We start from the raw sequence: 25117 nt of genomic DNA on the forward strand, positions 1-25117 counted from the left end.
TGTCAGCGCGATGTCACCCGGGTTACCCGCACGGACGCCGCTAAGCTGACGCCGATGTCCGGTCTGTCACTGTTCAAGCGCTATCTCGCCATTCAGGCGATGACGTTGGTGTGTGGCATCGTCGGGCCGATCTTCCTGTTCGTGTACTTCGCCGCCCAGCCGGACGCCACCATCAAATGGATGTACTGGGCGGGCCTGTTCGTCACCACCGCCGACGTGCTGATCGCGCTGGCGATCACCTCGGCCAGCGCGAAGGCCGAGCGAGCAGCGCTGGAAGCCAAGGCCGCCAAGATGGCCGGATAGCCGAGTCCCGCCGCGTACGCTCCCCCCATGAACCGGCTTTCCAGCGTGGACGCAGCTTTCTGGTTCGCCGAGACCGGTGGCTGGCACATGCATATCGGGGCCTGTGCGATCTGCGACCCGTCCGAGGCGCCGGACTTCAGTTTCGAGCGCGTCCGCGAACTCGTGGCCAGCCGGCTACCCGAACTTCCCCAGTTGCGCTGGCGCGTGACCGGTGCGCCGATGGGGATGGACCGGCCGTGGTTCGTCGAGGACGACGATCTGGACATCGATTTCCACATCCGCCGCATCGCCGTGCCGGCGCCGGGCGGGCGCAAGGAGTTCGACGAGCTGGCCGGCCGGCTGATGTCCTACAAACTCGACCGGTCCAAACCGCTGTGGGAACTGTGGTGGATCGAGGGCCTGCGGGGCGGTCGCGTCGCGGTCATCACGAAGATGCACCACGCCGTCGTCGACGGAGTCTCCGGCGCCGGCCTCACCGAGATCCTCTTCGATGTGACCCCCGAACCGCGCCCACCGGCGGTCGACGTGGATCGCTCCCTGGTCGGGCGGAGTCTGCCCCGTCCGGAGGTGCGCTTCGTCAACGCGCTGATCAACGTCGGCGTCAAGACGCCGTACCGGATCGCCCGGCTCCTCGAACAGACGGTGCGCCAGCAGATCGCGGTGCGCGGGATCGACAACAAACCGCCGCGCTACTTCGACTCCCCGACGGTGCGTTTCAACGCACCGATCTCTCCGCACCGCCGAGTGGCGGGGGCCCGGGTGCCGCTCGATCGGGTCAAGGCGGTCAAAGAGGCCTTCGGGGTCAAACTCAACGATGTGGTACTCGCGCTGGTGTCCGGCGCCATGCGCGACTACCTCAAGGAACGCAACGAGCTGCCGGACAAGTCTCTGGTCTCCCAGGTGCCGGTGTCCACCCGCTCGGAAGCCGACAACGCGGTGGGCAACCAGGTCTCGGCCATGACGGTCGTGCTCGCCAGCGATATCGCCGACCCGGCCAAACGCATCAGGGCCATCTACGCCTACACCCAAGGCGCTAAGGAGATGGCCAAGGCGCTCACCGCGAACCAGATCATGGGTTATACCGAGACCACGCCGCCCGGACTGCTCGCCCTGGCGTCACGCGCCTATGCGGCCAGCGGGATCGGCAGTTCGATCGCTCCGATGAACGTGGTGATCAGCAATGTGCCCGGCCCGGACTTTCCGCTGTATCTCGCCGGCGCGAGGGTGGAGAGCCTGATGCCGCTGGGCCCGCTGCTGTTCGACGTGGCGCTCAACGTGACGTGCTTCAGCTACTGCGGTTCGGTCGATTTCGGTTTCATCACGACCCCCGAGGTGGCCGCCGACATCCACAAGATGGCCGATCTGATCGAACCGGCGCTGTTCGACCTCGAGGTGGCCGCGGGCCTCGCGCAACGCACCGGCAAGCGGGTGCCGCCGCGGGGCCGCCGGTGAACCTCAGCGCTTGCGAGTGGCGGGGACGTCGTCCTGACGGGACCCGCCCAGGCCGCTGAGCAGCGAGACGATCACCCCGATGATCACCATTCCGCCGCCGACGGTCAGGGTGAGGTTCAACCACATGTGCATGCTGCCGACGGCGTGCGTGACCATCACATCGGCGATCGCGTGCACATTGTCGGTGGTCCGGTTCAGCGCGTCGTCGACGTAGCGGCCGCCGATCTCGATACCCGCCCAACCGGCCGCACCGACCAGCAGCGCCGAAACCCCCAGCGCGGCAAACATTCTGCCCCGCCTGCGGGAGGCCGTGAGGGCCAGCAGGGCGAACACGACCGTCAGCACCGCCACCCCGACACTGGCCCACGGGCCCCACAGCGCCACCGGGCGCAGCTGCCCCGGCCGCAGACCGCCGGAGGCGTCCTCGGTCACCGGCACCTGCAGGCTCGTCGGCACCTGGACCCCGAACCCGTCCAGGGTCTGCCGGATGGAACTGTCGGCCAGCATCGGTGACAGGTCGACCACCCACTGGCCCTGCGCGTCGTTGGTGAACAGCCACCGGTGCGCCACCCGGTTGGCCGCCGCGAACTGCCCGGGAAAGACCGCACTGGAGGTGTAGGCATTGGCCGCCGCACCGATCAGCGTGGCCTGCGTGCCGGAGGTACCGGTGGCCGCGGTGATCTGTGCGGTCAGCTCGGCGGCCATCGGCTGCTGCAACGCCGGGTTGCGGGCCGCACCGGCCGCCAGATCGGAGTACCCGTCCACGCTGACGATGTGGTGCTGGGTCCACAGCGCGGGAACGGTCACCGCGAGCAGCGCCGTGGTCACCAACCAGAGCAGGAGCGCCAGCAGCGAACGCATGGCACCCCTCTCCGTATCAGTCCATCGCCTCGTGGTCCGAGTTGTCGTAGTCGAACATACTCAGCAGATGGCGCATCGCGTCGATGCCGTGCCGACGCCGCAAAATTGGTGCTCAGATCACAGAACTCGCCGCAGTATGCTGAATTTCGACGAGTGAGGGGGTCTCGGTGATCGTCGATACTGATTTGCTGCGCATGGGCGCAGACTTTTCTCAAAGTGCCGGTGCGATCGCGCAGCGCGGTGCCGACAAGTTCGCTTCGTCCTCGTTGAAGGCCGGCATCTTCGGAGATTTTGACGCCGCGCACGGATTTCACCAGGCACTTTCACGCGCACGAAGCGCACGTCTCCACTATGCGGGGGCACCACTCAGCATTCGAAGCGTTGGCCGGCGATGCGAACGCGGCGGCACGCATCTTCGTGCACCAAGACGAGGCGAGCGGTTCTGCGATAGATGCAGCGGCGGGCGATCTTCGCTGACGTCTGATGAGTGTTTCCCTGCGGCATCTCGACGTCTTCACACTGGCTGATTCCGCCGGGGGTGACCCGTGGCTCCTGAACAAGACCATCCAGAGCGGTTCGCCGGGCGAGATCAGCGAGTTGGCCAATTCGTTCTACGAAGCCGGCGTATGCACGCAGGAGACGGGCGAGGAGTTCAACGCTGCGAAACAGCGTTTCGAATCGGCTTGGGATCGGCAGGATAGCGGGGACCACCCGATCAACGACTCGGCGGAAGTACAGCGCGCGACCGAATCGCTGCGTCTGAGCAAGGAGCAGCTGAGCCGGGTCGCGGCCGACCTGCAGAGTATCTCCGCGTCCTTGGCTGAAGCCCAACGAAGTGCAGACATCTCCGTCAGCAACCTCGAGATTCGCCTGCAGATGATCGACAATCAGATTGACCTCGAGATCGTCGTAGCCGCCGCGAGCGGCCACGACGCCGATGTATCGGAACTCGAGCAGGCGGCTGTCGACGCGACTGCGCGAGCACTACAAGAGGTGCAGCAGTCAGGGATGCCTACGCGGAGAACCTCGACGCATCGAGACTGCAAATGGCGGCCGAGGGGTACGGCCCGGGCGCCACCACGGACGTGGACGGAGCCGCGGACGGAGCCGTAAACACTGAGGCTCGTGCTGCAGCGGACAGGTACGGAGCCGGGAATCGCGCCGCCGACGAAGCGCTTGTGAACTCCGCCGGGCCTTGGACACCGGAGAAAACCGCAGCCGCGGCAAGACTGCGCGATTTCGCCACAATCAACAATCGAACCGCCGGGGTCGACGAGGTGCAGTACGCCGGCCAGCGGCTCAACGACCACTTCATGTCGCAGTTCTCGGGTCCGCTACCCAAGGACACTGTGATCGGAGGCGACGCACGCACCCGAGCGCAGGCCAGGTTGCAGATGCAGCAGGTGCTGGAGTCTCAGGCCTACTTTGCCGACAGACCCCCGATGACGCCGGACCAAGCAACTCATATGCTCAACGTGTGGGAGGCGGAAGGTCGCGCCATGGTGCTCCAACAGTTCGCCACTCAGCTTCAGGAAGCAGGCGTATCCCCGCAAGGAGCCGCAGCGGCGGTCAACCAGGTACAGAACGGTGCCTCGCCCAGCCAGGTGATCAGAGACGCCACGTCGGGTCTCGCTACGCAGGCCAGCGCGCTCGGTGAAGGCGCCAAGGCCCATGCCGGCGCCATGCCGAGCGGCGCGCATTGGGGCACGGCCCCGGTGTGGTCACCCGCCGACGTCGAGGCACTGAAGGGTTTCGGGTCGAAACTGGGGACGGCCGGTACAGCCGTCGATCTCGTGCTCACCGGCGTCGATATCTACCACGGCGCTTCCACGGGAGAAGAACTCGCGCAGTTCGGTGGCCGGACGCTGGGAACGATTGGTGGTGGTTGGGCAGCTGGGGCTGCATGGGGAACATTGGTGGGTCCGCAAGGCACACTCGTTGTCGGCTTCCTTGGTGCGATCGCAGGCGGAGTTGGAGGAGAGAAAGTGGTCAACTGGATGATGGGCAAATAGGTATGTCGGATCTATTCATCGCCATCTTTGCTCTGTGCATCGGGGTGGCTGTCATCCAGCTGTTCTTGAAGCACAGCCGAGCATCGCAGCGCAGGATGTACTGGAGTTCCACAGGGTTGGCCTCGATTTCGGGATTCGTCGCGGGTTATCCAGATTGGCAGCGAGCCGTCGGCCTCTCGGCACTGGCCGTGATCGGGCTGACCGTCGTCGCCTACGCTTACACGCCCTACATCAAAATCGGCGGCAAGATCCGCTCGCTGGGGCTGCAGACCCCGGACCCGGAGGATGTTCCCGCCGAACCACATGCGGACCAACAGGATCCGGCACCCGATGCATACAGCGGAGTGCTCAGCGCCCCGAAAATGTGGTGGCTGATGGTCCCGCTCATGCTCATCTCGACAGGAAACACCTATGCGTTCATGATCGGTGAGGGCGAATGGTGGGTGGCGGCGATCGGGATCGCCTTCCTGATCTTCCTGGCCGTCATCGTCGGCTACGGCGATGCCAGTTGGGGCTACCCGATCGCTCGCGGCCAGACGATCCAGTTCGCCATTCTGGCGGTGGTCACCATCAGCACGTTCACCGTGCTCTACCTGGCGGCCTACGCCATGGCGCAACGCCGTCCGCTGCGGTCGAAACACTCGCTCAACTACCGGTCGCATCCCCACCTTCGCGACAAGTATCCAGAGCCATGACCCGCCGACTCGCGGTACTTGTCGTCGCTTTGGCGGTGGCATGCGGTTGCGCACCCACCATTGAGGGCAATCCACGGGCGGCGGACGACGCACCAGCGACCACGTCGGCACCGCCGGGTGCCACCTGGATCGCATCGGTGATACCGGATATCACCGAACTGTCGCAGGTTTTCACCACCTCCGCCGACGACATCGATCCCCTCGTCGGCGATGCATCAGACCTGCGCGACACGATGATCGGCGACAAGGTATCCGATGACCAGTGCATCAGTGCGATAGCACCGTTGGAACGGCGCACCTTCGATCGCGCGCCCGTGGACGAGGTCGCTTACGCGACACTGCCGGATGCCACGTTCGGCGCGGTAGCGCTGCCGTCCGCACAACGAGCCCGTTCCCTGTTCGACACCCTCGTCGAGCAGTGGCGCGCATGTGACGGCCGCGCTGTCGTACGCGCGAGCCGCAACTTCACCCACATCGACGCAGTCAGTTCCGTCGATGCTAAACCTGACTTTGTCTCGGCGGTTGTCGTCATGACCGCGGAATCAACGGGAATGCGGATACAAACAGCCCGGGCTCTCGGGGTGGCCGAGAACTGCATCATCGACGTCGAGTTGCGAACGCCCATCTCGGCTCTGGCTGTCGCACTCACGCAAATGATGATGGCCAAAGTACCTGCACTGCAATAGGGTTCGTCAGTCCGAAAGCGCGCGTCCCACGATCAGCGGATCGGGCTGGCCGATCACCTCGTGGTCCTTGTTGTCGTAGTCGAACTTACTCAGCACATGGCGCATCGCGTTGATCCGGGCGCGTTTCTTGTCGTTGCTTTTCACGACAGTCCAGGGCGCTGTCTCGGTATCGGTCCAGGCGAACATGTCTTCCTTGGCCGCGGTGTAGTCCTCCCATTTGTCCAGCGACGCGAGATCGGTGGGTGAGAGCTTCCACTGCCGGACCGGGTCGACCTGACGGATGGTGAAGCGGGTGCGCTGCTCGTTCTGGGTCACCGAGAACCACAGTTTGGTCAGGCTGATGCCGTCGTTGACCAGCATCTGCTCGAACAGCGGGGCCTGGCGGATGAACTCGGCGTGCTGCTTGGGTGTGCAGTACCCCATCACCCGCTCGACGCCGGCCCGGTTGTACCAGGACCGGTCGAACAGCACGACCTCACCGGAGGCGGGCAGGTGCTGCACGTAGCGCTGGAAATACCACTGGGTGCGTTCCTTCTCGGTCGGCTTCTCCAGCGCAACGACCCGGGCACCGCGCGGGTTGAGATGCTCCATGAACCGCTTGATGGTCCCGCCCTTGCCGGCGGCGTCGCGGCCCTCGAAGACGATGACGTGCCGCAGCCCGTTGGCCTGGCTCCACTTCTGCAGCTTGAGCAGTTCGATCTGCAGCAACCGCTTCTGCTCCTCGTACTCGGTGCGCTTCATCCGCTCGTCGTACGGATAGTTCTCCCGCCAGGTGTCCACGACCTCGCCGCCGGGCATCAACAGCAGTTCGGGATCGTCGTCGTCATCGTCACGGACGGCATAGCGGGAGAGGTCCGGGGCGGAGAGATCCAAGGTCACCGGCGAAAGCTATCCACCCGGGCGTACGGGACGGTGACGCCCGGGTGAACAGCGGGTGGTCTACTTCGCTTCGCGCTTGGGCCGCGACAGCGCCATCTTGGTCATCATCTTGTTCATCCGGGCAAGCGCCTTGAGCGAGTTGTTGTAGTAGTTGCCGCCGGCACCGACGGACAGCCGCGGCACCACTACGGTCTCCTGCCGGCAGTACTTGCGCACCCCGTCGACACCGCCGAAGCGGGCACCGATACCGGAGGTCTTCCAGCCGCCCATCGGCGCGGTGGTGCACATCAAATTGGAGATCACGTCGTTCACGTTGACCGCACCACAGTCCAGTTGCAGCGCGATGTCCTTGGCTCGCTCGACATCCTTGGAGAACACCGCCGCGCTCAGCCCGTACGGGCTGTCGTTGGCCAGCCGGACGGCCTCACCGACGGAGGACACCTTCATGATGGGCAGCGTGGGCCCGAAGGTCTCCTCGGTCATGCAGGCCATCGAATGGTCGACGTCGACCAGGACGGTGGGCGGGTAGAAGCTGCCCGCACCGTCGGGGCGCTTGCCGCCAGTCAGCGCCTTGGCGCCCTTGGCCAGCGCGTCGTCGACGTGCTTGGCGGTGACCGCCACCTGGGACTCGTCGATGAGGGCGCCGAAGTCGTAACCCTCACCGGAACCCACCTTCAGGTTCTGCACGGCCTTCACCACGGCGGCGACGAACTGGTCATACACCTGCTCCATCACGTAGACCCGCTCGACGGACACACAGGTCTGGCCCGCGTTGAACATCGCGCCCCACACCGCGGCGTTGGCGGCGAGTTCCACATCGGCATCGTCGAGCACGATCATCGGGTCTTTGCCGCCCAGCTCCAGGCTGACCGGAGTGAGCCGGCGCGCGGCACGCTCCATCACCTTCACACCGGTGGCCGACGACCCGGTGAACTGGATATAGTCGGAGTTGTCGATGACGGCCTCGGAGACCTCGCGGGCCCCTTGGGCCAGTGCCAGCACCTCCGGCGCACCGGAATCCAGCCAGCCACGCAGCAGCACCTCGGCGGTCAGCGGGGTGCGCTCGGAGGGTTTGAGCAGAACCGCCGCTCCCGCGGCGAGCGCACCGATGGCGTCCATCATCGCGTTGGCGACGGGGTAGTTCCACGGCGCGATGATCCCGACGACGGCGCGCGGCCGGTAGTGCACGGCGATCTTCTTGATCGACAGGAACGGCAGTGGGGCCGGCCGGCTGTCCGGCGCCATCGCCTTCTCGACCGTCTTGATGTAGTAGGACAGGATCATGATGAGCAGCGGCACTTCCTGCGCCGCGTCGGTTGCCGATTTGCCGGTTTCGGCGATCAGCAACCGCTCGATCTCGTCGCGGTGCTCACCGAGCCAGACGGCGTAGCGGGCCAGCACCTTGGCGCGGCCTTTCGCCCCGCGCGCCTCCCACCCGCGCTGCGCTTCGCGCAGGCCGGCAGCGATCTGCGGGACATCGGCGGGGTTGGTCCAGCGCACCTCGCCGGCCACCTCGCCGGTGGCGGGATTCAGGATCGTCGACACGTCGGAACGGTCTGCAGTGGCAGTCATAGGCCCATGCTAAACCCGGGCTGTGACGCAGCTCGCACCGGGGTTGACACCTGTCAAGTGCCGGCCAGGGTGCCCCTGATGTACGCGGCCTGCCCGAGGTGCTGAGCGCAGTCGTCGATGATGCTGACCAGCCGCGCACTCGCCGTCACCGGCGGGTCCCAGTTCTCGTCCACGACCCGCTCGAGCTCGCGCTCGTCGATCGAGGCGACGTACTCCAAGGTCACCTTGTGCACGGCGCGGTAGTACCCGCTCAGCAGGTCCGCCGAGGCGCGCACCTTGGCCACCTCGTCCGGGCCGTGGCCATAGCCGATGTCATCGGGCGGCAGGCCGAGGCCGAACCGGTCCACCCACCCGTCGCGGGTCCAGACCTGCTCGGTGCCCGCGATATCGCACAGTTGCAGATCCTGGCAGCGCGCGCTGTGCCAGATCAGCCAGGCGATGCTGTTGGCGCCGGGCGCCGGCTGCCATGCCGACACCTCCTCGGTGAGGCCATCGGTCAGCGCGTCGACATGCTCGATGAGCCGGGTGAAGCAATCCCGCAGCAATTCCTGCGCCTGGTTCATCGCTGCACTCCCACCAGCGACGTCATGCCGGTGCCGCCCCGTGGAACACGGCCTCCACATTGTTGCCGTCCGGGTCGCGGACGAAGGCTCCGAAGTACCCGGGGTGATATTCCGGCCAGAGCCGCGGCGCGTGCAGCGACTCCGCGCCCACGGCGAGCGCCGCGTCGTAGAACGCCTGCACCGCGTCGACGTCGGCGGCCTGGAACGCAAAATGCGTCTCGCGGTTCGGGCCCGCGGCCTCACCGGCGCTCATGTCCGCGATCCAGAAGTCGGGTTTGCCGCCGGTGCCGTAACCGATGGCGACCTGGTAGTCCATCTGCCGGGTGAACCCCAGTACGCCGAGGACCTTGTCGTAGAAGGCCTTCGACCGCTCCCAATCCGCACAGTTGATTCCGAAGTGATCTATCACACCGTGACCGTACATTCGGGGTATGACAATTTCGGGCGAGCGAAGCGATGGGAGATTGTTTTCGGGCGAGCGAAGCGACGGGAGAATGTTCGACCTCGTCATCCGGGGCGGCACCATCGTCGACGGACTCGGTGGCGATCCGTACATCGGGGACGTCGCGATCTCCGACGGGGTGATCGCGGCGATCGGCACGGTCGGACCCGGTGTCCGCGAGATCGACGCCACCGGACGGGTCGTGACCCCTGGCTTCGTGGACCTGCACACCCACTATGACGGTCAGGCCATCTGGAGCGATCGGATGACCCCGTCCTCGGCACACGGCGTGACCACCGCCCTGATGGGCAACTGCGGGGTCGGCTTCGCCCCGTGCCGGCCCGAGGACCACGACACGCTCGTCGACGTGATGGCCGGCGTCGAGGACATCCCCGGGGTGGTGATGGTCGACGGTCTGCCGTGGACCTGGGAGACCTTCCCCGAGTTCCTCGATGCCCTGGACAGCCGCCACCGGGATATCGATGTGGCCGCGTTCCTGCCGCACTCGCCGCTGCGGGTCTACGTGATGGGACAACGCGGCGTCGACCGCGAACTGCCCACCGGCGAGGACCTCGCGCTGATGCGCAAGCTCGCCGAGGAGGCCGTCCGGGCGGGTGCGCTCGGCTTCGCGTCGTCACGGCTGACGCTGCACAAAACCGCTGGCGGGCAGCCCATCCCGAGTTACGAAGCCGAATACGCCGAGATCGAGGCCATCGCCCGCGGCGTCGACGACGCCGGCGGTGGGCTGCTGCAGTTCGTGCCCGACCTGATGGCCGGTGACTACGAGGGGGCACTGAAGGCCGTGTTCGACGTCGCCGCGGACGTGGGCCTGCCGGTCACCTTCACGCTGGCGATCGGCAACGCCGGCCCGCCCATCCATCTCGACGCGCTGCGCATGGTCGAGAAGGCCAACGCCAACGGTGGTGACGTCACCGGGCAGATCTTCCCGCGCCCGATCGGACTGGTCCTCGGCCTGGAGCTGTCGGGCAACCCGTTCGTGATGTACCCCTCCTACCGGGAGATCGCCGATCTGCCGCTGGCCGAGCGGGTGGCGCAGATGCGCAAACCGGAGGTACGCGAGCGGATCCTGACCGACAAGCCGGCGAGCGACGGGCACCCGCTGATGTTCGCCGCCCAGGCCTGGGATTACATGTACCCGCTCGGCGATCCACCGAATTATGAACCTGCAGAGCAGGATTCGATCGGCGCGCGGGCCCGCGCCGGCAACATCAGTCCACTGGAGGAGGCGTATGACCGTCTCCTCGACGATGACGGCCACGCCATGCTGTTGGTCACCCTGGCCAACTTCCGCGACCACTCGCTGGACACGGTGGCCGAACTGATCCAGCGCGACGATGTCGTGCTGGGACTCGGCGACGGCGGCGCACACTACGGAATGATCTGCGATGCAAGCTTTCCCACCTACATGCTCACCCACTGGGTGCGCGACCGCCCGACCGGGCGGCTGCCGCTGCCGCGGGTCATCCAGGAGCTGACATCGGTGCCGGCCCGGATCGCGGGGCTGGCCGATCGAGGCCAGCTGACCTTCGGTTACAAGGCCGACCTCAACATCATCGACGCCGAGACCATGCGGCTGCACCGGCCCACGGTGCGCGCCGACCTGCCCGCCGGGGGACGCCGACTGGACCAGGGCGCCGACGGCTACGTGGCCACCGTGGTCTCCGGGCAGATCATCGCCGAGAACGGGGTGCCCACCGAGGCGCGGCCCGGGCGACTGGTGCGCGGACGCCGGAAGGCGCCGACCACATGAGCGTGAAGGTCGATCTGGACAAGCTCGCCGAGACCCTTGCCGATTTTCCGTTCGGCTATCTGATTACCGTCGGCGACGATTTCCGCGCACACACGGTGGCCGTCACGCCGATCCTTGCCGACGGCGTCTTCACCATCGGGCCGCTGGGCAACACCACCCGCCGCAATGCGCTGTCGCACGAGGCCGTCACCGTGTTGTGGCCGCCGCGGGAGCCGACCGGATACTCGCTGATCGTCGACGGCACCACCGAGGTGACCGAGGACGGTGTGCACCTGACGCCCACCCGCGCGGTGCTGCACCGCAGCGCGATCGAGCCCGGCGCCGGCACCGACCCCGACGGGCTGCACGACTGCGTCCCGCTCAAGCACTGAGTTATCCACAGGGCGACCGCCGGGGGCTGTCGTGCGGCTTCGGTGTGAGCTGAGATCGGAGTGTGGCCGGAATCGAGCGTGCCCTCGCGGCGAACGGCGGGGTGCTCTCGGCGGCGCAATTGCGTGCGGCGGGTGTAGCGCAACCGCCGACCTGGATGCGGCTCCGGCGCGGTTGGTACGCCAGCCCGTCCGCGGATCCGCAGGTGGTTCGCGCCGTATCGGCCGGCGGCGTCCTCGGGTGCACCTCGGCGCTGCGCCTGGGCCGAGTCTGGATTCTCGATCCTGCGCTACACGTGCGCTATTCGAAACGCGCGCGCCGCCCGGGCGTGCGGTCCTGCCACCCCTACCGCCTCGACCCACCGATCGTCGCTGCCGTCGACCCGGTCGACATCGCAGTGGCCTCGGCGGCCAACTGCCTCGACGCCGAGCAGCTCGTCATCGTTTTGGACTCGATGCTGAACAAGCGAATGATCGAGATGGCCGACGCGCGGTCGATCGTGGCGGCCTCCCCTTTCGCGCGCCTGAACCTCGCCGAGCGATGTGATGCCAGGAGCGAGTCGGGAACCGAGACGATCATCCGATTACGGCTGCGGGCCCTCGGAATCCGGCTCCGGACCCAAGTGGACATACCCGGCGTCGGGCGGGTCGACTTTCTGGTGGGCCGTCGACTCATCATCGAAGCGGACAGCCGCGAGCACCATCTCCCGAAGTACCAGAACGACCGAACCAGGGACAGGGTCGCAACGAGCCTGGGGTTCTTGGTGATTCGACTGACGTATGAGGATGTTGTCTACCGCTGGGACGTGGTCCTGGCCGATATTCTGGCCGTCATCCGCCGCCGCGCGCATCGTGGCACGACGCAATGTTCCGCTGACAGCGCCGTCGTGGATATATAGGCACGACGACACTGTCAAGCGAACATTACGAAAGCCCGGCCCCGCGAACGGGACCGGGCTTTCCGAAAACAGGACTTAGAAGTCCATACCGCCCATGCCACCGGTCGGGTCGCCCGCAGGTGCGGCGGCCTTCTCCGGCTTGTCGGCGACGACGGCCTCGGTGGTGAGGAACAGCGCCGCGATGGACGCCGCGTTCTGCAGCGCCGAGCGGGTGACCTTGACCGGGTCGGCAACGCCGGCGGCCAGCAGGTCCTCGTACACGTTGGTCGCGGCGTTCAGGCCGTGACCGTCGGGCAGGTTCGACACCTTCTCGGCGACGACACCGGGCTCCAGACCACCGTTGAAGGCGATCTGCTTCAGCGGAGCCGACAGCGCGACACGCACGATGTTCGCGCCGGTCGCCTCGTCACCCTCGAGCTTGAGCTCGTCGAGCGCCGGGGACGACTGCAGCAGAGCCACGCCACCACCGGCGACGATGCCCTCTTCGACGGCAGCCTTCGCGTTGCGGACGGCGTCCTCGATGCGGTGCTTGCGCTCCTTGAGCTCCACCTCGGTGGCAGCTCCGGCCTTGATGACGGCAACGCCACCGGCCAGCTTGGCCAGGCGCTCCTGCAGCTTCTCGCGGTCGTAGTCGGAGTCGCTGTTCTCGATCTCGGCGCGGATCTGGGCCACCCGGCCGGCGATGGCGTCGGAGTCGCCCGAGCCCTCGACGATGGTGGTCTCGTCCTTGGTGATGACGACCTTGCGGGCGGTGCCCAGCAGGGTGATGTCCGCGGTCTCCAGCGACAGGCCGACCTCTTCGCTGACAACCTGGCCACCGGTCAGGATCGCGATGTCCTGCAGCATGGCCTTACGGCGGTCACCGAAGCCCGGGGCCTTGACGGCCACAGACTTGAAGGTGCCACGGATCTTGTTGACCACCAGGGTGGACAGGGCTTCGCCCTCGACGTCCTCGGCGATGATCAGCAACGGCTTGCCGGACTGGATGACCTTCTCCAGCAGGGGCAGCAGGTCCTTGACGGTCGACACCTTGCCGGAGACCAGCAGGATGTAGGGATCCTCCAGGACGGCTTCCTGGCGCTCGGCGTCGGTCACGAAGTAACCCGAGATGTAGCCCTTGTCGAAGCGCATGCCCTCGGTGAGCTCCAGCTGCAGGCCGAAGGTGTTGGACTCCTCGACGGTGATGACACCCTCGTTGCCGACCTTGTCCAGCGCCTCGGCGATCAGGTCACCGATGGACTGGTCACCGGCGGAGATGCCGGCGGTGGCAGCGATCTGCTCCTTGGTCTCGACCTCTTTGGCGGTCGAGAGCAGGCGAGCGGTGACGGCCTCGACGGCCTTCTCGATGCCGCGCTTCAGGCCGAGCGGGTTGGCGCCGGCCGCGACGTTGCGCAGGCCTTCGCGAACCAGGGCCTGGGCCAGCACGGTGGCGGTGGTGGTGCCGTCGCCCGCGACGTCATCGGTCTTCTTGGCGACCTCTTTGACCAGCTCAGCGCCGATCTTCTCGTACGGGTCCTCCAGCTCGATCTCCTTGGCGATGGACACACCATCGTTGGTGATCGTGGGGGCGCCCCACTTCTTCTCCAGGACGACGTTGCGACCCTTGGGGCCGAGCGTCACCTTTACGGCGTCGGCGAGGGCGTTGAGGCCCCGCTCGAGGCCGCGACGGGCCTCTTCGTCATACGCAATTGTCTTGGCCATTGCGAGGTGATTCCTCCGGTTGGGAATTGCACGTCTGTTGGCCGGGCGCAGTGCCCGCGACGGACGGCTGGGGTGTGCTCCCTAGCCTCACCGTCCCGACCTAGCACTCACGTATCGAGAGTGCCAACGTCAGTTTTAGCACTCACCCCTGGCGAGTGCAAGGTCGATCAGCGCCTGTTCACTTGGCGCGAAGCCCGTCGAACACCACCGTCAGCCCCGCCTCGGCGACCGCCGGGTTGTAGGACTGCATGGCCTGCAGGCCTACGACGAGACCCTTGACCTCGGGCACGGTGACATCGGCGCGCACGGTGCCGGCCGCCTGGGCGGCCGCCAGCAGGTCGCCGACCATCCCGAGGAACTCCGCCTCGGCGTGCGGCACCGCGCGGTTGACGTCGATCCCGGCACCGGACAGCGCCTCGACCAGGCCGCGGTCGGTGGCACCCCAGTCCAGCACCATGGCCCGCATCAAGGTGAAGATCCCGCCGGCCGGATCGGAGTCACACAGGGCGCGCCCCTCATCGACGATGTGCCGCATCCGATCCTCGATCACGGCGCGGAAGAGATCCTCCTTGGCCGGGAAATGCCGATACACGGTGCCGGCACCGACGCCCGCTCGCCGGGCGATCTCATCGATGGGCACCCCGAGACCGTCGGCGGCAAACGTCTCATAGGCCACCTCGAGCACCCGCGCGCGGTTCCGTGCCGCATCGGCGCGCATCTTTTTCTCGGCCTCCCGGGAACGAAACAAACGGGGCGTGCGTTCCGTATATACGGAACCATCCCTCCACTTCAGACAGGATATCCCTCATGACCACATGGACCACCGCACACATCCCGGACCAGACCGGTCGCACCGCGGTCATCACCGGCGCCAACACCGGGCTGGGCTTCGAGACCGCCAAGGCGCTGGCGGCCAAGGGCGCCCATGTCGTCATCGCGGTGCGCGACACCGGCAAGGGCAAGCAGGCCGCCGCGCAGATGCCCGGCGATGTCACCGTCCAGGAACTCGACCTCACCTCGTTGGCGTCCATCCGCGAGGCGGCCGAGGCGCTGCGGACCGGAAACGACAAGATCGACCTGCTGATCAACAACGCCGGCGTCATGACGACCCCGAAGGGCACCACGAAAGACGGTTTCGAGCTGCAATTCGGCACCAACCACCTCGGCCACTTCGCGCTGACCGGTCTACTGCTCGACGCCATCCTGGACGTCCCGGGCTCCCGCATCGTGACCGTCAGCAGCAACGGACACAAGATGGGCGGCGCGATCCACTTCGACGATCTGCAGTGGGAGCGCAGCTACAGCCGGATGGGCGCCTACACCCAGTCGAAGTTGGCCAACCTGCTGTTCACCTACGAGCTGCAGCGCCGGCTCGCCCCGCGCGGTAAGACCATCGCGGTGGCCGCCCACCCCGGCACCTCCAGCACCGAGCTGGCGCGCAACGTACCGACCGTGCTGCAACGTGCCTTCCAGGTGGTCAGCCCGCTGATCGCCCAGAGCCCCGCCGGCGGTGCGCTGCCCTCACTGCGGGCGGCCACCGATCCCGGTGTGCTGGGCGGCCAGTACTACGGACCCGACGGAATCGGGCAGCAGAAGGGCGCCCCCGTCGTGGTCGCCTCCAGCGACCAGTCCTACGACATCGGCCTGCAACGCCGACTGTGGGCGGTCTCCGAAGAACTCACCGGAGTGACGTTCGCCGTCTAGCGTGGGAGCGTGTCGTTCTGGGACCCGAAGAATGTGCCCGCCTATCCGCCGCCGCGCTACACCGCGGCCGAGCCGGAAGTCAGCGCCACGGTGCGCCGCGGCGACACGCCCGCGGACTACGACTCCTTCGGCCTGGTCCAGTACCACTATCTGGCCAACCAACAACTGACCGGTGGGGACTACGGCCTGTACCGGATCGAGTTGGCCGCCGCGGCCGGCGGGCCCGGCCCGCACTACCACCGGGCCATGTCGGAGGCCTTCTTCGTGCTGTCGGGATCGGTGGAGATCTACGACGGCGCGCAGTGGTCGACGACGGGGACGAACGACTTCTTGTACGTGCCGCCCGGGGGCATCCACGGTTTCCGCAACACGGCCGACGCACCGGCCTCCATGCTGATGCTGTTTGCTCCCGGCGCGCCGCGCGAGCACTACTTCGAGGGCCTGGCCCACCTGGGCGAGCTGACCGACGAAGAACGCGCCCAGTGGTTCGTCGACAACGACAACTTCTTCGTCTGACACGCCGCTGGCCGGGACACTCCCGGCGCGGATATGCGAACCCGTAACCCCTTGCCCTAGACTGCCCTTCGACCAGATAGGAGTCTCGGGTGCGGGCATACGTAGCGCCCAGCGCCCAGGATTTGCGGAGCTGGCAGCGTCGGGCATTGGTGAAGTACCTGGCCGCCAAGCCGAGGGACTTCCTGGCTGTCGCAACCCCGGGCGCCGGTAAGACGACCTTCGCGCTGCGCATCGCCGCGGAGTTGCTGGGCGACGGCACCGTGACGCAGGTCGTGGTGGTGGTGCCCACCGAGCACCTCAAAACCCAGTGGGCCCAGGCCGCGGCTCGGTTCGGGATGGCACTGGACCCCAAGTTCAGCAACTCGGCGGCGCAGACCTCCAGCGACTACCACGGCATCGTCGTCACCTACGCCCAGGTGGCCAGCCACCCGACCCGGCACCGGGTGCGCACCGAGAACTACAAGACGCTGGTGATCTTCGACGAGATCCACCACGGCGGTGACGCCAAGTCCTGGGGTGACGCCATCCGGGAGGCCTATGACGACGCGACCCGGCGGCTGGCGCTGACCGGGACACCGTTCCGCTCCGATGACAGCCCCATCCCGTTCGTCACCTACGAGACCGACGCCGCGGGGTTCCAGCGGTCCAAGGCCGACCACGTCTACGGCTACTCCGAAGCGCTGGCCGACGGGGTCGTGCGCCCGGTGGTGTTCATGGCCTACTCCGGTGAGGCGCGCTGGCGCGACAGCGCCGGTGACGAGCACGCCGCCCGCCTCGGTGAACCGCTGACCGCGGAGCAGACCGCGCGGGCCTGGCGCACCGCGCTCAACCCCGAGGGTCAGTGGATGCCCGCGGTCATCGCGGCCGCCAACCGGCGGCTGCAGCAGAAGCGCGCACACGTGCCCGACGCCGGCGGCATGATCATCGCCTCCGACCAGACCACCGCGCGGGCCTACGCGAAGCTGCTGACCACCATCACCGGCACCGCCCCCACCGTGGTGCTCTCCGACGATCCGACGGCGTCGAACCGCATCTCGGAGTTCTCCGACTCCTCCGACCCCTGGATGGTCGCGGTGCGCATGGTGTCCGAGGGCGTGGACGTGCCGCGGCTCGCGGTCGGCGTGTACGCCACCAGCGCGTCCACTCCGTTGTTCTTCGCCCAGGCCATCGGCCGCTTCGTGCGCAGCCGTCGCCCGGGCGAGACGGCCAGCATCTTTCTGCCCTCGGTGCCCAACCTGTTGCAGCTCGCCAGCGAGCTGGAGGCCCAGCGCAACCATGTCCTGGGCAAGCCGCACCGCGAGTCCGACGGCCTCGACGACGAGCTGATCGAGGACGCGAACAAGACCAAGGACGAGAAGACGGACCAGGACCGGGGATTCGAATCCCTGGGCGCCGACGCCGAACTCGACCAGGTGATCTTCGACGGGTCGTCCTTCGGCACCGCGGCCGCGGCGGGCAGCGAGGAGGAGGCCGACTACCTCGGCATCCCCGGACTGCTCGACGCCAGCCAGATGCGCGATCTGCTGAGCCGCCGCCAGGACGAGCAGCTGCAGAAGCGGACCGCGGCCGCCGCGGCGGCCGGGATGCCCGCACCCCGCACGACGCACGGCCAGCTGCAAGAACTCCGGCGCGAGCTCAACACCCTGGTATCGATCGCGCATCATCGAACCGGCAAGACACACGGCCAGATCCACAACGAGCTGCGCCAGATGTGCGGCGGGCCGCCGCTGGCGGCGGCCACCGGCGAGCAGATCAAGGCGCGCATCGACGCGGTGCGCAGCCTCTCGTCGGCGCGGTCGGGCAACGGCTGACGCCCGATCCACCGCACCGGCGAGGGACCTTCGCCTCTAGACCCCGCGGCGGCGCCCCGCGCAGACTGTGACCGTGGTCACACCTATTGCGGCGTTCCACCACCTCGGCGGGGTAGAGCTGCACGCGCAGCCCTGCCAGGGCACGGCGTGCTTCGTGGCCCGACATCGCGATCGAGACCGCTGGTCATCGGCCGAACGGTCCGATCCGCGGGTGTACTGCCTGGGCCGCTGCTACGACGCACCGGCCGCCGCCGACGACACGACCGCACCGCGCGTCGAAATCGCCTGTGCGACGTCGATCCTGCTGGGCCGATGCGTGGATGGCGGCGCTGCGGACCTGACCGCCTACCGCCGCAGCGGCGGCTATGAGGGCCTGCGCCGTGCGCGCTCGATCGGCGTGGGGGCGACTCTGACGGAGGTCGAGGCGTCCGGGCTTCGCGGCCGCGGGGGAGCCGGTTATCGCACCGCCGACAAATGGCGAACCGCCCGATCCCAGCCCGCGGGTGCCCGCGTCGTCGTGGTGAACGCCGACGAGGGCGACGCCGGCGCCTACATCGACCGGGTCCTGCTGGAGAGAGATCCGCACGCGGTGCTGGAAGGCGCGGCGATCGCCGCGTTCGCGGTGGGCGCCGAGCGTGCCTACGTGTACGTGCGGCGGGAATACCCCGCCGCATCGGCCGCGCTGCGGGCTGCGGTGACCGAGGCCGAGCACGCCGGCATTCTCGGCGGGCCGGGCCTGACGGTGACCGTCGTCGAGGGCGGGGGCAGCTATGTGTGCGGAGAGGAGACCGCTCTTCTCAACGCGATCGAAGGACGGCGGCCGATGGCTCGCGCCCGGCCGCCCTATCCCGCCGAACGGGGCCTGTTCGGGCAACCGACGGTCGTCAACAACGTCGAGACACTGGCCAATGTGCCGTGGATCCTCCGGTACGGCGGCGCCGCGTACGCGGCGCTGGGATCGGGCACCAGCCGGGGCACCAAGGCGGTATCGCTGAACTCCTTGTTCGCCCGGCCCGGGCTCTACGAAGTCGAATTCGGGATCCCCCTGCGCGAGATCGTCGAGGACATCGGAGGTGGGGTGGCCGGGGAACTCCGGGGCGTCATGGTCGGCGGTCCGCTGGCGGGCGTCGTGCACCCGAGCCTGCTCGACGTCCCTTTCGCCTTCGACGCGTTGCGCGATATCGGCGCCACCGTCGGGCATGGCGGCATCCTCGCGTTCGACGCTTCCACCGCCATCGTGGATCTGGTACGCCACGTGTTCCGGTTCGGCGCCTACGAGTCGTGCGGAGCCTGCACGCCGTGCCGGGTCGGGGCGGCCCGGATCGAGCGGCTCTTCGAGGCACCGCTGAGCGCGCAGGCTCGCACCGAGTGGGAGTCCATCGTCGCGGCGTTGGCCGCCACCAGCCTGTGTGGGCACGGGACCGGTTTGGCCGACTTTGCGCGCAGCATCATCACCCACTACGGCGCGGAACTCACCGGATGCCCCGCCTGAGGATCGACGGCCTGGCGGTGTCCTGCCCAGCGGGCACCTCGCTGCTCACCGCGGCCGTCGGCGCCGGGATCGACATCCCCGCGCTGTGCCACGATCCCCGGCTCAACCCCGCGGGCCACTGCCGACTGTGTGTGGTCGAGATCGACGGAGCAGCCCGGCCGGCCGCCGCCTGCACGACGCCCGCGGCGGACGGCGCGGTGGTGCGCACGGACACCACCGAGATCCGCGATCTGCGCAAAGGCCTGCTGGAGATGCTGGTGGCCCACTATCCGGCCGATGCGCCGGGGCGCGCGCCGGACCTGCGCTTTCACCGGCTGCTCACCGAGTACGGCGTCCGGCCGACCGCCACCGCGCAGTCGTCGCGGGTCGATGACTCCCATCCCGCGATCCGCGTCGACCTCAACACCTGCATCTCGTGTTGGCGCTGCGTGCGGATCTGCGACGAGGTCCAAGGCCAGTTCACCTGGCGCATCGCGGGTCGCGGAGCCGACTCCCGGATCGTGCCGGACTCGGGGGACACGTTGGCCGCGAGTTCGTGCGTCTCATGCGGCGCCTGTGTCGACACCTGCCCCACCGGTGCGCTCTCCGATACCAGCGTGCTCACCCTCGGTCGCCCCACCGAGTGGACCCGCACGACGTGTCCGTACTGCGCGGTGGGATGTGAGATGACGGTCGGCACCCGCGAGGGCCGGATCACCGATATCCGTCCGGTTCTGGATGCGCCCGTCAACCGTGGCCAGTTGTGCGCGAAGGGGCGCTACGGGTTCGGCTTCACCGCGGCGCCCGACCGGATCACCACACCCCTGCTGCGCGGCGCCGACGGTCAGTGGCGTGCCGCCGGCTGGGATGAAGCGATCAGCGTCGCGGTCACCGGTATGCGGACCCTGATCGACCGGGGCGGCCCGGCCTCGGTGGGGGTGCTGGGTTCGGCGCGGGCGACCAACGAGGAAAACTATCTGGCACAGAAGTTCGCCCGGGTGGTGCTGGGCACCAACAACATCGACTGCTGCGCCAGGGTGTGCCACGCGCCCAGCGCGGCGGGTCTGGCCGCGGTGTTCGGCACCGGCGCTGCGACGAACTCCTTCGACGATATCGACCTCGCGCGGACCATCGTGGTGTGCGGGTCGAACACCACCGAGGCGCACCCGGTCGTCGGTGCCCGCATCAAACAGGCGGCGCTGCGCGGCGCCGGTCTGATCGTCATCGACCCGCGCCGCATCGAACTCGCCCGCTTTGCCGACATCCATCTCCGCCCGCACCCCGGAACCAATGTCGCCGTGCTCAATTCGATCGCGGCCGCGATCGTGGACGAGAACATGGTGGACACCGGTTTCCTCGCCCGCCGGGTCAGCGGGTTCGACGATTTCGGGTCGTTCATCGGCGCCTACACCCCCGAACGGGCCGCCGCGATCACCGGACTCGACCCGGTCGATGTGCGGCGGGCCGCCCGGCGCTATGCCCGGCACGGTCCGTCGATGCTCTTTCACGGGCTGGGCATCACCGAGCACGTGCAGGGCACCGATGCCGTCATGTGCCTGGCCAATCTCGCGCTGCTCACCGGCAATGTGGGTACGCCGGGCGCCGGCTGCAATCCGCTGCGCGGACAGAACAACGTGCAGGGTGCGGCCGTGATGGGCTGCGAACCGCACCACCTGACGGGCTCGGCGCCGATCGCCGAATCCGCCGCGCCGACCGCCGCGGTCTGGGGCGCACCCGTACCCGAGGCCCGCGGGCTGGACGCCATGGAGATGCTGGACGCAGCCGCTGCCGGTGCGGTGCACGGACTCTGGGTCATCGGCTGGGACATCCTGCAGACCCAACCGCGGACGCCGTCGGTGGCCGACGCGCTGGCCGGGCTCGACGTGCTGGTGGTGCAGGACCTGTTCCTCAACGAGACCGCCCGGCGCTACGGCACGGTGTTCCTTCCGGCCGCCGCCGCCTTCGAGAAGGACGGCACCTTCATGAACTCCGAGCGCCGGGTCCAGCGGGTCCGCGCCGCGCTGGCCCCGCCGGGTCTGGCCAAGACCGATACCGACATACTCTGCCTGGCCGCCGCAGCAGGCGGCCGGCGCGCGTCGTTCACCTACCGCGACGCCGAGGATGTGTGGGACGAGGTGCGCCGGGTCTGGCCCGCCGGCGCCGGCATGTCCTACGCGCGCCTGCAGCAACCCGGCGGCCTGCAGTGGCCGTGCCCCGACCTCGACCACCCGGGTACCGCACTGCTGCACCAACACAGCTTCCCCGGGATCGGGCAGCGCGCCGCACTGCGGAGTGTCCGATTCCGTCCCAGCGCCGAGTTGGCGGACACCGCCTTCCCGTTCGTGCTGATCACCGGCCGCGAACTGTTCGCCTTCAATTCCGGCACCATGACCAGCCGATCAACAACCGCCGCGCTGACCGGTGTTACGGCACTGGATATCTCACCCGATGACGCGGCAACGATCGGGGTCGGTGAAGGAGATGCGGTGCGGGTCGCCAGCCGCCACGGCGAGATGGTGCTGCCGTGTCATCTCAGCGACAGCATGCTTGCGGGCACGGTGTTCGCCACCTTCAGTTCCCCGGACATCCCGGTCAACACCGTCGTCGGGCCCGGCCGTGACCACGTGACGCACACCCCGGAGTACAAGGTGACGGCGGTCAACCTCCAACCCGCGGTGGACAATTGTGGGGTCAAAGCCCCAACAGCTCCGGCAGGTCGGCCACCGAGTCGATGACGTGACTGGGCTGCATGGCGAATTCATCTGCGGCCCAACGGTCCAACGTGTCCTGACGGAACTTCCCGGTGCGCACCAGCACGCCCGTCATGCCGACCACCTGACCGGCCAGCACGTCGTTGTTCAGGTCGTCTCCGACCATGTACATCTCATCGGTGTCCACCCCGAGCCGTCCCGCGGCGGACAGGAATCCCTCGGGTGCCGGCTTACCGACGGCGGTCGCCTTGCGCCCCGAACACTCCTCCATACCGTGCAGGTACATTCCGGTGTCGATGCGCAACCCGTCGGTGGTCGTCCACGACATGCTGCGGTGCATGGCGACCACCGGCACCCCCTGGGCCATCCAGTCGTACACCCAGGACAGGGTGAGGTGGCTGTACTCCGGGCCCGCACCGCCCAGCAACACCACATCGGGCGCCTCCGGTGCGCCCGGCCCGCTGTATTGGCTGGAGTAGACGATGTCGATACCGGGCATGTCCTCGGCGATCTGCCCGCTGTTGACCAGAAAACACCGCGCCCCCGGGTACCGGTCCCGGACGTAGTCGGCGGTCAGCGCGGCGGCGGTGATGACCTCATCGGGGCTCACCGACATCCCAGCCTCGGTCAGCAACTCGGCGATCTGGGTGCGGGTGCGGGTGGTGGTATTGGTCAGGTAGGACCGGGCGATCTGGTTATCCGCCAACACCTGCAGCGTCCGGGCGGCACCCTCGATCGGCTGCCACGACGTCACCAGCACCCCGTCGATATCGAAGAGCACTCCACCGATTGCCATGCAGCGAGACTAGGCGTACCACTGACTGTCTGCGACCCACGGGGAGGCGTTCGCCGCCACCGCCCACGCGATCTCGGCCGGCACATCGATCAGCATGTAGCGTTTGGTGCCCGCCGCGGTGGCCGCGACCAGGGTCGCCACCTTCGCGCGGCGCTGAAACCAGGTCTGCCGCACGGTCCACCCGATGATGCCCGCGGTCTGCACACAGTCGCGCCGGCGCTCCAGGCTGCCGGCGCTCGCCACCAGCCACCGGGCATCCACCCGGTGCCCCAGCGCCCGCACCCGGTCGTAGGCCAGCCCCGCGGCGAGCACCGTGCCCGCCGCCCACAGTCCCCATGACCAGCCGGGCAGCGGCGCGAAGACGAGCACCATCGCCGCCGCCACCGGGACGGCCAGTGCCCGGACCCAGCGACGCCGCGCCGCCGCGGACCCGTGCGGTGTCAGCGGGCCGTGCACGACCTCCGCATCCCCCACCAGGTCGGTCAGCACCCCCGTTGCGGTGGACGACGGGCACGGCGGCAGCAGCAGCGAGGACTCCCCCACCCCGGCCACCCCGGTCATCACGGCATCGAGGCGGGCCCCGCCGAGGGCTCGTAGCAGCAGTGGTTGGCGCAGCGTGCCGCCGCGCAGCCGACGCAGGTCGAAGGTGTGCTCCTGAATCCGCAGCAACCCGTGCACCAGGTGCAGGGTGTCCACGCGCCGGGTGAGCACGAGGTTGCCGTAGGTCAGCAGCGACCGCCCGACGGCGAGTGCCACCCCGGCCAGCAGGATGCCGGCCGCCAGCGCCGGACCGCCGAACGCCTGGACCCACCTGCCCGGCACATGACCGAAACCGGCCTGCTGGGCGATACCGGTCGCGGCCCCGATCATCAGCAGCCCGGACCAGCTCAGCGGGCTGTATCGCAGCCAGGACGGTCTCCAGGTGGCCAGCACGCGGCCCGGTGCAGCGGCGCCGGGCTGTTCGCCCAATAGCATTGCCCGCAGCCCGGCGACCTGTTCGGCCGATACGGCGTCGAGCTCGAAGGTGTTGTCGCCCTTGGCCTCCTGACCGGTGCCGACCCGCAGCACGGTCAGCCCCAGCAGCCGGTGCAGCAGCCGCGCATCGGTCTGCACCGAGCGGATCCGGTTGCGCGGCAACGACAGTTCGTTACGCCGCAGAAGCCCGGTGCGCAGCGTGATGTCCCGGTCGTCGATCCGGTAGCTGGTGGTGAACCATCGCGCCACACCCATCAGCACGATGAAACCCACGCCGACCAACGACCACACCGGATTCTGGGTGGCCGACCCCAGCACGATCGCCCCGACCAGCAGCGGCAACTGGTTGAGCACCTCATGCACCGGGTGCACCAGCAACATACGCGGGGAAAGTCGTTGCCATGCAGCGCTGTTCATGTCGCGTCGGGTCCGCCGAGTGCGGCGATGTCGGTCAGTTGGGCGACCACCCGATCCGCAACGGCCACGTCGAGGGCGACGATGCGCACCGCACCCGCGGACGACGCGGTCGTCACCGTCACGTTGGCCAGGCCGAACAGCCGGTCCAGCGGGCCACGGTAGGTGTCGACGGTCTGCACCCGCGAGATCGGTGCGATGCGGCGTTCCTGCACCAGCCATCCGGTGCGGGTGAACACCGCCCGCGCGCCGATCTCCCAACGGTGCACCCGGTAGCGCCAGATCGGGGCGATCACCACCGATACCAGCACCCCCAGCGCGGTGGCGGCCGCCGCACCCACATGCAGCCACGGCGCCCGGGCATCCAGCACGAACCACACGACCTGGCCGAAGGCGATGAACAGCCACGGAATCGCGGCGCCCAGCGCCCACACCAGCGGCGCGCTGCGACTGGGCGGATTTGCGGGGTCGGCCATCAGCACAGGTGCACCCATCGCTCGAGCATGGCGGTCGCA

Annotated in this window: 25 protein-coding genes; 15 read left to right on the forward strand and 10 right to left on the reverse strand. The window is 68.0% G+C overall.

What is annotated here, in order from left to right:
- Nucleotides 1–54: 54 nt before the first annotated feature.
- Together A7U43_RS26650 and A7U43_RS26655 are read left to right on the forward strand one after the other, a co-directional pair.
- On the forward strand, nucleotides 55–303 hold the full coding sequence (locus tag A7U43_RS26650; protein WP_068001113.1) for a hypothetical protein: 249 nt from the start codon (nucleotides 55–57) through the stop codon (nucleotides 301–303).
- A gap of 27 nt (nucleotides 304–330) precedes the next feature.
- Nucleotides 331–1755: a WS/DGAT/MGAT family O-acyltransferase gene (locus A7U43_RS26655; RefSeq protein ID WP_068001116.1), complete on the forward strand. Its 1425-nt coding sequence runs from the start codon at nucleotides 331–333 to the stop codon at nucleotides 1753–1755.
- Nucleotides 1756–1758: 3 nt separating this feature from the next.
- On the opposite strand, the gene A7U43_RS26660 is transcribed toward A7U43_RS26655, so the two are convergent.
- Nucleotides 1759–2616, reverse strand: coding sequence for a hypothetical protein (locus A7U43_RS26660; RefSeq protein ID WP_068001118.1), 858 nt, complete (start codon nucleotides 2614–2616; stop codon nucleotides 1759–1761).
- Nucleotides 2617–2810: 194 nt separating this feature from the next.
- Between A7U43_RS26660 and A7U43_RS30695 the strand changes: the two genes are divergently transcribed.
- The 5 genes from A7U43_RS30695 to A7U43_RS26680 all read left to right on the forward strand — a co-directional run bounded on the left by A7U43_RS30695 (nucleotide 2811) and on the right by A7U43_RS26680 (nucleotide 6009).
- A complete protein-coding gene (locus A7U43_RS30695; RefSeq protein ID WP_418287702.1) occupies nucleotides 2811–3143 on the forward strand; it encodes a DUF2563 family protein in 333 nt (110 codons plus the stop codon).
- Nucleotides 3100–3729: a putative alpha/beta hydrolase gene (locus A7U43_RS26665; protein WP_068001121.1), complete on the forward strand. Its 630-nt coding sequence runs from the start codon at nucleotides 3100–3102 to the stop codon at nucleotides 3727–3729. The genes A7U43_RS30695 and A7U43_RS26665 overlap by 44 nt, the downstream gene beginning before the upstream one ends.
- Before the next feature lie 65 nt (nucleotides 3730–3794).
- On the forward strand, nucleotides 3795–4628 hold the full coding sequence (locus A7U43_RS26670; RefSeq protein ID WP_156526039.1) for a hypothetical protein: 834 nt from the start codon (nucleotides 3795–3797) through the stop codon (nucleotides 4626–4628).
- Between the two features lie 2 nt (nucleotides 4629–4630).
- Entirely contained in the window at nucleotides 4631–5323 is a 693-nt protein-coding gene (locus A7U43_RS30155; protein ID WP_197499928.1) for a hypothetical protein, read from the forward strand.
- Complete coding sequence (locus A7U43_RS26680) at nucleotides 5320–6009, forward strand: sensor domain-containing protein (protein WP_068001127.1); 690 nt, start codon at nucleotides 5320–5322, stop codon at nucleotides 6007–6009. The genes A7U43_RS30155 and A7U43_RS26680 overlap by 4 nt, the downstream gene beginning before the upstream one ends.
- A gap of 6 nt (nucleotides 6010–6015) precedes the next feature.
- Here the strand turns inward: A7U43_RS26680 and ppk2 are convergent, their stop codons facing one another.
- From ppk2 to A7U43_RS26700, 4 genes are all read right to left on the reverse strand, one after another.
- A complete protein-coding gene (gene ppk2 / locus A7U43_RS26685) occupies nucleotides 6016–6882 on the reverse strand; it encodes a polyphosphate kinase 2 (protein WP_156526194.1) in 867 nt (288 codons plus the stop codon).
- A 66-nt stretch (nucleotides 6883–6948) separates the two neighbouring features.
- The gene (locus A7U43_RS26690; protein ID WP_068001135.1) at nucleotides 6949–8460 is read right to left on the reverse strand and encodes an aldehyde dehydrogenase family protein; all 1512 of its coding nucleotides are present in this window, start codon (nucleotides 8458–8460) and stop codon (nucleotides 6949–6951) included.
- Nucleotides 8461–8513: 53 nt separating this feature from the next.
- Nucleotides 8514–9023, reverse strand: a complete 510-nt coding sequence (locus A7U43_RS26695) for a mycothiol transferase (RefSeq protein WP_068001138.1) — start codon at nucleotides 9021–9023, stop codon at nucleotides 8514–8516.
- 22 nt (nucleotides 9024–9045) lie between these two features.
- Complete coding sequence (locus A7U43_RS26700; protein WP_068003858.1) at nucleotides 9046–9432, reverse strand: VOC family protein; 387 nt, start codon at nucleotides 9430–9432, stop codon at nucleotides 9046–9048.
- Between the two features lie 85 nt (nucleotides 9433–9517).
- On the opposite strand from A7U43_RS26700, the gene A7U43_RS26705 reads away from it, so the two are divergent.
- From A7U43_RS26705 to A7U43_RS26715, 3 genes are all read left to right on the forward strand, one after another.
- Complete coding sequence (locus A7U43_RS26705) at nucleotides 9518–11236, forward strand: N-acyl-D-amino-acid deacylase family protein (protein WP_068001141.1); 1719 nt, start codon at nucleotides 9518–9520, stop codon at nucleotides 11234–11236.
- Nucleotides 11233–11607: a hypothetical protein gene (locus tag A7U43_RS26710; protein WP_068001144.1), complete on the forward strand. Its 375-nt coding sequence runs from the start codon at nucleotides 11233–11235 to the stop codon at nucleotides 11605–11607. The genes A7U43_RS26705 and A7U43_RS26710 overlap by 4 nt, the downstream gene beginning before the upstream one ends.
- A 62-nt stretch (nucleotides 11608–11669) precedes the next feature.
- Nucleotides 11670–12503, forward strand: coding sequence for an endonuclease domain-containing protein (locus A7U43_RS26715; protein ID WP_068001147.1), 834 nt, complete (start codon nucleotides 11670–11672; stop codon nucleotides 12501–12503).
- Nucleotides 12504–12578: 75 nt separating this feature from the next.
- Here A7U43_RS26715 and groL read toward each other — a convergent pair whose 3' ends face one another.
- Together groL and A7U43_RS26725 are read right to left on the reverse strand one after the other, a co-directional pair.
- Complete coding sequence (gene groL, locus A7U43_RS26720; protein WP_068001150.1) at nucleotides 12579–14204, reverse strand: chaperonin GroEL; 1626 nt, start codon at nucleotides 14202–14204, stop codon at nucleotides 12579–12581.
- Between the two features lie 178 nt (nucleotides 14205–14382).
- The gene (locus A7U43_RS26725) at nucleotides 14383–14922 is read right to left on the reverse strand and encodes a TetR/AcrR family transcriptional regulator (RefSeq protein WP_068001153.1); all 540 of its coding nucleotides are present in this window, start codon (nucleotides 14920–14922) and stop codon (nucleotides 14383–14385) included.
- Nucleotides 14923–15011: 89 nt separating this feature from the next.
- On the opposite strand from A7U43_RS26725, the gene A7U43_RS26730 reads away from it, so the two are divergent.
- The 5 genes from A7U43_RS26730 (at nucleotide 15012) to fdhF (ending at nucleotide 22441) form a co-directional block, all read left to right on the forward strand.
- The gene (locus A7U43_RS26730) at nucleotides 15012–15908 is read left to right on the forward strand and encodes an SDR family NAD(P)-dependent oxidoreductase (RefSeq protein ID WP_068001156.1); all 897 of its coding nucleotides are present in this window, start codon (nucleotides 15012–15014) and stop codon (nucleotides 15906–15908) included.
- A 9-nt stretch (nucleotides 15909–15917) separates the two neighbouring features.
- Nucleotides 15918–16424 carry a cupin domain-containing protein gene (locus A7U43_RS26735; RefSeq protein ID WP_068001161.1) on the forward strand — a complete coding sequence of 169 codons (507 nt, stop codon included), beginning with the start codon at nucleotides 15918–15920 and terminating at the stop codon, nucleotides 16422–16424.
- Nucleotides 16425–16513: 89 nt separating this feature from the next.
- Nucleotides 16514–18235 carry a DEAD/DEAH box helicase gene (locus tag A7U43_RS26740; RefSeq protein WP_068001165.1) on the forward strand — a complete coding sequence of 574 codons (1722 nt, stop codon included), beginning with the start codon at nucleotides 16514–16516 and terminating at the stop codon, nucleotides 18233–18235.
- 73 nt (nucleotides 18236–18308) lie between these two features.
- On the forward strand, nucleotides 18309–19727 hold the full coding sequence (locus tag A7U43_RS26745) for an NADH-ubiquinone oxidoreductase-F iron-sulfur binding region domain-containing protein (protein ID WP_231963475.1): 1419 nt from the start codon (nucleotides 18309–18311) through the stop codon (nucleotides 19725–19727).
- On the forward strand, nucleotides 19715–22441 hold the full coding sequence (gene fdhF / locus A7U43_RS26750) for a formate dehydrogenase subunit alpha (RefSeq protein WP_068001169.1): 2727 nt from the start codon (nucleotides 19715–19717) through the stop codon (nucleotides 22439–22441). The genes A7U43_RS26745 and fdhF overlap by 13 nt, the downstream gene beginning before the upstream one ends.
- Here fdhF and A7U43_RS26755 read toward each other — a convergent pair.
- The 3 genes from A7U43_RS26755 to A7U43_RS26765 are packed head-to-tail and all read right to left on the reverse strand — an operon-like array spanning nucleotide 22398 to nucleotide 25096.
- Nucleotides 22398–23213: an HAD-IIA family hydrolase gene (locus A7U43_RS26755; protein ID WP_068001172.1), complete on the reverse strand. Its 816-nt coding sequence runs from the start codon at nucleotides 23211–23213 to the stop codon at nucleotides 22398–22400. The two genes, fdhF and A7U43_RS26755, sit on opposite strands and share 44 nt — an antisense overlap.
- Before the next feature lie 9 nt (nucleotides 23214–23222).
- Nucleotides 23223–24569 carry a PH domain-containing protein gene (locus A7U43_RS26760; protein ID WP_231963476.1) on the reverse strand — a complete coding sequence of 449 codons (1347 nt, stop codon included), beginning with the start codon at nucleotides 24567–24569 and terminating at the stop codon, nucleotides 23223–23225.
- A 32-nt stretch (nucleotides 24570–24601) separates the two neighbouring features.
- A complete protein-coding gene (locus tag A7U43_RS26765; RefSeq protein ID WP_231963477.1) occupies nucleotides 24602–25096 on the reverse strand; it encodes a PH domain-containing protein in 495 nt (164 codons plus the stop codon).
- Nucleotides 25097–25117: the final 21 nt, after the last annotated feature.

The sequence above is a fragment of the Mycobacterium adipatum genome, assembly GCF_001644575.1.
In the GTDB taxonomy this organism is placed as follows: domain Bacteria; phylum Actinomycetota; class Actinomycetes; order Mycobacteriales; family Mycobacteriaceae; genus Mycobacterium; species Mycobacterium adipatum.

Bases quoted from the DNA above. Each gene is read 5' to 3' on its own strand.
- A7U43_RS26725 (WP_068001153.1), bottom strand. From the start codon at position 14,922: ATGCGCGCCGATGCGGCACGGAACCGCGCGCGGGTGCTCGAGGTGGCC.
- A7U43_RS26760 (WP_231963476.1), bottom strand. From the start codon at position 24,569: ATGTTGCTGGTGCACCCGGTGCATGAGGTGCTCAACCAGTTGCCGCTG.
- A7U43_RS30155 (WP_197499928.1), top strand. From the start codon at position 4,631: ATGTCGGATCTATTCATCGCCATCTTTGCTCTGTGCATCGGGGTGGCT.
- A7U43_RS26730 (WP_068001156.1), top strand. From the start codon at position 15,012: ATGACCACATGGACCACCGCACACATCCCGGACCAGACCGGTCGCACC.
- A7U43_RS26690 (WP_068001135.1), bottom strand. From the start codon at position 8,460: ATGACTGCCACTGCAGACCGTTCCGACGTGTCGACGATCCTGAATCCC.
- A7U43_RS26655 (WP_068001116.1), top strand. From the start codon at position 331: ATGAACCGGCTTTCCAGCGTGGACGCAGCTTTCTGGTTCGCCGAGACC.
- fdhF (WP_068001169.1), top strand. From the start codon at position 19,715: ATGCCCCGCCTGAGGATCGACGGCCTGGCGGTGTCCTGCCCAGCGGGC.
- A7U43_RS30695 (WP_418287702.1), top strand. From the start codon at position 2,811: ATGGGCGCAGACTTTTCTCAAAGTGCCGGTGCGATCGCGCAGCGCGGT.
- A7U43_RS26650 (WP_068001113.1), top strand. From the start codon at position 55: ATGTCCGGTCTGTCACTGTTCAAGCGCTATCTCGCCATTCAGGCGATG.
- groL (WP_068001150.1), bottom strand. From the start codon at position 14,204: ATGGCCAAGACAATTGCGTATGACGAAGAGGCCCGTCGCGGCCTCGAG.
- A7U43_RS26755 (WP_068001172.1), bottom strand. From the start codon at position 23,213: ATGGCAATCGGTGGAGTGCTCTTCGATATCGACGGGGTGCTGGTGACG.
- A7U43_RS26710 (WP_068001144.1), top strand. From the start codon at position 11,233: ATGAGCGTGAAGGTCGATCTGGACAAGCTCGCCGAGACCCTTGCCGAT.
- A7U43_RS26705 (WP_068001141.1), top strand. From the start codon at position 9,518: ATGTTCGACCTCGTCATCCGGGGCGGCACCATCGTCGACGGACTCGGT.
- A7U43_RS26680 (WP_068001127.1), top strand. From the start codon at position 5,320: ATGACCCGCCGACTCGCGGTACTTGTCGTCGCTTTGGCGGTGGCATGC.
- A7U43_RS26665 (WP_068001121.1), top strand. From the start codon at position 3,100: ATGAGTGTTTCCCTGCGGCATCTCGACGTCTTCACACTGGCTGATTCC.
- A7U43_RS26765 (WP_231963477.1), bottom strand. From the start codon at position 25,096: ATGGGTGCACCTGTGCTGATGGCCGACCCCGCAAATCCGCCCAGTCGC.
- A7U43_RS26695 (WP_068001138.1), bottom strand. From the start codon at position 9,023: ATGAACCAGGCGCAGGAATTGCTGCGGGATTGCTTCACCCGGCTCATC.
- A7U43_RS26660 (WP_068001118.1), bottom strand. From the start codon at position 2,616: ATGCGTTCGCTGCTGGCGCTCCTGCTCTGGTTGGTGACCACGGCGCTG.